This window comes from Peribacillus sp., assembly GCF_059453735.1.
In genome coordinates this window covers 1-4,410 of the sequence record NZ_JAZVJO010000439.1, presented here as the reverse complement: position 1 = coordinate 4,410, position 4,410 = coordinate 1, and the positions used below count along the sequence as shown (strand labels likewise).

Here is a 4,410-nt window from a genome sequence, read left to right as displayed (position 1 = left end):
CTTCATTTCACGCAGCATTTATTAGATGAGATTCGTAATATGGGTGTGAATGTGACGTTTATTACGCTTCATGTAGGACTTGGAACATTCCGTCCGGTGAGTGTGGACGATATCGATAATCATGATATGCACGCAGAATTTTATCAAATGACGGCTGAGACAGCCGAACTGTTGAATAAGACGAAGGAAGATGGCGGCAGAATTGTCGCGGTTGGAACGACGTCTACGCGTACGCTTGAAACAATTGCGGCGCAGAATAATGGTGTGTTTAAGGAAGAAAACGGCTGGACAAGTATTTTTATTTTCCCAGGCTATGAATTTAAAGGGATTGACTGCATGATTACGAATTTTCATCTGCCAAAATCGACGCTGATCATGCTGATTAGTGCGCTTGCAGGCCGTGAACATGTGTTACATGCCTATGAAACAGCTGTGAAAGAAAAATATCGGTTCTTTAGTTTTGGAGATGCAATGCTAATCAAGTAATATAGAGGCTAGGGAGTGAATGCTTTGTCAGCAATTCGTTATGAATTTATTAAAACATGTAAACAAACGGGTGCGAGACTTGGACGCGTCCATACACCGCACGGTTCGTTTGATACACCTGCATTTATGCCGGTAGGAACGATGGCGACAGTTAAGACGATGTCACCAGAGGATCTTAAGCAAATGGGTGCTGGAATTATTTTAAGTAACACGTATCATCTTTGGCTTCGTCCAGGTCATGATATCGTCCAAGAAGCAGGCGGACTGCATAAGTTTATGAACTGGGATCGTCCAATCTTAACGGATTCCGGCGGTTTTCAGGTGTTTTCTTTAAGTAAGTTCCGCAATATTGAAGAAGAAGGCGTCCATTTCCGTAATCATATTAATGGCGATAAGCTGTTTTTATCCCCGGAAAAAGCGATGCAAATTCAAAATGCACTTGGTTCAGATATTATGATGGCTTTTGATGAATGTCCGCCATTCCCTGCTACTGAAGAATATATGTTGAAATCAGTGGAGCGTACATCACGCTGGGCAGAACGTTGTTTAACTGCTCACGAACGTCCAAATGATCAAGGTTTATTCGGAATTGTACAAGGTGGAGAATTTGAGAATTTGCGTAGACAAAGCGCAAAAGATCTTGTTTCATTAGATTTCCCTGGGTACGCAATCGGCGGACTTTCTGTTGGGGAACCGAAGGATATTATGAACCGAGTGCTTGAGTTCACGACTCCGCTGCTTCCAACTGATAAACCACGTTACTTGATGGGTGTAGGTTCACCGGATTCATTGATTGACGGTGCCATCCGCGGTGTGGATATGTTTGATTGTGTGCTGCCGACGAGAATTGCTCGTAATGGTACATTAATGACGTCAACAGGTCGTTTAGTTGTGAAAAACGCCAAGTATGCGCGTGATTTCGGACCAATCGACGAAAATTGTGATTGCCATGTGTGTAAAAATTACAGCCGTGCGTATATCCGTCATTTAATTAAATGTGAAGAAACGTTTGGAATTCGTCTGACGACTTACCATAACCTTCATTTTCTGTTAAACTTAATGGAGCAAGTGAGACAAGCCATTCGTGAGGATCGTCTTGGAGACTTTAGAGAGGAGTTTTTCGAACAGTACGGTTTCAATAAACCGAACGCGAAAAACTTTTAACTCATAAATATTACACAAAGAAAGGAGTGAGATAGATGGGTCAATATGGTTCAATAATATCATTAGTTTTGATGTTCGTAATCTTTTATTTCCTGTTAATCCGCCCGCAGCAAAAACGTCAAAAGGCTGTTACTACTATGCAGTCAAGCTTGAAAAAGGGTGACAAAATCGTTACTATCGGCGGTTTACATGGTTTCATCGATTCAATTGATGATACAAAAATCGTCCTTAAATGTGGTGATGGAAGTAGACTTACATACGACCGTTCAGCAATCCGTGAAGTGACGGAAAGCGCACCGGAAAAAGAATTAGTCTAACTCTTCTAAAACCAGTACCAGCAAAACGGTTCCTCCGGGGGAACCGTTTTTTTTATGGGGTAAATTCGTTTTTTTAATCGGTTTTTTTATATAATTCGATATTTAGACACATTTAGATTAACCCCGAACCGGTAACCAGTTCGGGGTTAATTTAAGATGTGCGGTTGGAACTGACGTTTACGCCAAGGACGCCGCCCATCATAGCTGTAATGATGAAGCAGGCGTAGTAGACCCATTGTTTAAACGTGAAGAGCGTATCGTAGCCAAGGTATTGAAAAATAAAGATGATGAGAAAGTATAGGATCCCAGTCCCGCCGCCAAGGACCAGGCCTTGTTTTTTTCCTTTGCCGCCAGAGATGAATCCGCCGATGAAAAGCGCTAAAAACGAAATCGCCATAATAATGTATGTGAGCGAGCTTTCTTGGATGTTTGTAAAACGCAGCAAGGTGGCAAAGATAAAGCTTGTGACAATGGCGATAACAAAGATAACGGCAAGCCCGTACATAATCGCAGTACCCATTTGTTTAGTTTCGATGGTTTTCGACTCCCTTCATACTATATGGCATGCCAGTGCTGCCTTTGTACAAGCATATGATGCTAATCGAATATTTAGAACCAGATCATTGCATACTAAGCAGATTGTTAGCATTTAAGGAGGGTCCTGTGTGAATGATTTTGTTTTAATGGGCTCAAGAACACTTCTGATGTACCTGGCCATTTTAATTATTTTTCGGGTGATGGGAAAACGAGAGGTCGGCGAGCTAAGTATCTTAGATTTAGTGGTCTTCGTCATGATTGGAGATTTGGCCGTGGGTGCTATCGAAAATCATGATTCAACCATTTTAAATTCGATTTGGCCTATGGGCTTTTTAATGGTAATCCAGATTATTTTCGCGTACCTTTCCATTAAAAGTAAAAGGTTCCGTAGTCTAGTTGACGGTGACCCGGTCATCATCATCAATAAGGGGATAATTGATGAAAGTGTGATGCGGAAGCAGCGGTATAATCTCGACGATTTAATGGCGCAGCTTCGTGGACAAGGTGTTTTTAATGTGAGCGATGTTGAGTACGCTATTCTTGAGACATCTGGTGATCTGTCCATACTCGAGAAGAAAGAAATGAAGAGACAAGGTCTATCCCCCTTCCCATTAATTATGGATGGTGTTATTCAACAAAAAGTATTAAAGGAAATCAATAAAGACGAGAAATGGCTGCGGCAGGAATTAAAAAAGAAAGGGTACCATACTGAAAAACGCATCTCACTCGCCTCGTACTTGGACGGCACCCTTTTCATTGATGAAAAGTAACTTACCGGAAAGTAAACCGAGCTAGGAAATGTCCAATCACCGGGATACGAACCATTGCAGATTTTCTTATCTGACCGGTAAGCACCATCAATAGTAAAAATAACGAGCATATAATGGTCAGAGACAGCAGGGTAGTGATTGTCAGCGGTTGGCCAGCTAATACTATATGGTAGGCGTAATGCCCCGCAAAGCCGGAAAACAAAGCGATACAGGCGACTGTTAAATATGGCTTCACTCGTAAAGTAAACGGAACGACTTTTAAAAGGGTGGAGAAATGGAGCAAGGTAACCAAAACGGCGCCTGTACCAATACCAATGGCTGCGCCCATAATGCCCATACTTTCTTTCGAAGCAAGCACCCAAATGACGGCTATTTTCAAGATATTACCGGCCATACTGTTGAACATCGCTGCTTTGGCGAGATTTAGCGCCTGCATGATGGATTGAAGTGGGAACTGATAATAAAACAAAATGAAAAATGGTGCGAGAAACTTGATGAAAACCGCAGCACTTGATGAACCGTACATTAGAATTAACAGCGGCTCAGCTAATACAAATAATGTAACAACAGCGAGGGCACCGGTGACAAAAGCAATCCAAAGCGTCTGCTGCATCCGCCGTTCGACTAATGCCATATCTCCTCTGGCATTTGCCTCACTAATGGCTGGGATAAGGGAGGTCGCGAGGGATGAGGTGACAAATGAAGGCAGCATGAGCAGTGGTAAGGCATATCCTGTTAACTCCCCGTATTGCATCGTCGCGATCGATGTTGCAATACCAGCCGCGGCCAAGCTTTGTGCGACGACAATGGGTTCTAGAAACCAAGCAACCGAACCAATTAATCGACTGCCGGTTGCGGGCATGGCGATTCCCATTAGTTCTCGAAGGGTGTCTCTTCCTGATCTTATTGAAGAAAAGAATTTTTTACGAAATTTAAAGTGTTTTTTCAGTTTGAAGCTTGTCAGTAAATAAACCAAAGAGACAAGTTCTCCAATGATCGAAGCTAGCATGGCACCAGCCGCTGCATATTCAATCCCATATGGAAGAAAGGCTTTGGTTAAGACAGCAATGAAGGTAATTCGTGCCACTTGCTCAATGACTTGAGAAAATGCAAAAGGCTGCATGTTTTGTTTTCCT

6 protein-coding genes are annotated in these 4,410 nt (G+C 42.5%); 4 read left to right on the top strand and 2 right to left on the bottom strand.

Annotated elements, in window-relative coordinates:
• The 3 genes from AC52RT_RS14450 to yajC all read left to right on the top strand — a co-directional run.
• The coding region (locus AC52RT_RS14450; protein WP_495541390.1) for an S-adenosylmethionine:tRNA ribosyltransferase-isomerase at positions 1 to 486 on the top strand (486 nt) is incomplete at its 5' end.
• A 24-nt stretch (positions 487 to 510) separates the two neighbouring features.
• Positions 511 to 1,650: a tRNA guanosine(34) transglycosylase Tgt gene (gene tgt / locus AC52RT_RS14445; RefSeq protein WP_495541389.1), complete on the top strand. Its 1,140-nt coding sequence runs from the start codon at positions 511 to 513 to the stop codon at positions 1,648 to 1,650.
• 35 nt (positions 1,651 to 1,685) lie between these two features.
• A complete protein-coding gene (gene yajC, locus AC52RT_RS14440) occupies positions 1,686 to 1,967 on the top strand; it encodes a preprotein translocase subunit YajC (RefSeq protein ID WP_495541388.1) in 282 nt (93 codons plus the stop codon).
• Positions 1,968 to 2,118: 151 nt separating this feature from the next.
• On the opposite strand, the gene AC52RT_RS14435 is transcribed toward yajC, so the two are convergent.
• Positions 2,119 to 2,487, bottom strand: a complete 369-nt coding sequence (locus tag AC52RT_RS14435) for a TIGR04086 family membrane protein (protein WP_040373102.1) — start codon at positions 2,485 to 2,487, stop codon at positions 2,119 to 2,121.
• 145 nt (positions 2,488 to 2,632) lie between these two features.
• Between AC52RT_RS14435 and AC52RT_RS14430 the strand changes: the two genes are divergently transcribed.
• The gene (locus AC52RT_RS14430; RefSeq protein WP_495541387.1) at positions 2,633 to 3,274 is read left to right on the top strand and encodes a DUF421 domain-containing protein; all 642 of its coding nucleotides are present in this window, start codon (positions 2,633 to 2,635) and stop codon (positions 3,272 to 3,274) included.
• A 1-nt stretch (position 3,275) separates the two neighbouring features.
• Here AC52RT_RS14430 and AC52RT_RS14425 read toward each other — a convergent pair.
• On the bottom strand, positions 3,276 to 4,410 hold a 1,135-nt coding region (locus AC52RT_RS14425; RefSeq protein ID WP_495541386.1), incomplete at its 5' end, for an oligosaccharide flippase family protein.

Bases quoted from the DNA above. Each gene is read 5' to 3' on its own strand.
- AC52RT_RS14435 (WP_040373102.1), bottom strand. From the start codon at position 2,487: ATGGGTACTGCGATTATGTACGGGCTTGCCGTTATCTTTGTTATCGCC.
- yajC (WP_495541388.1), top strand. From the start codon at position 1,686: ATGGGTCAATATGGTTCAATAATATCATTAGTTTTGATGTTCGTAATC.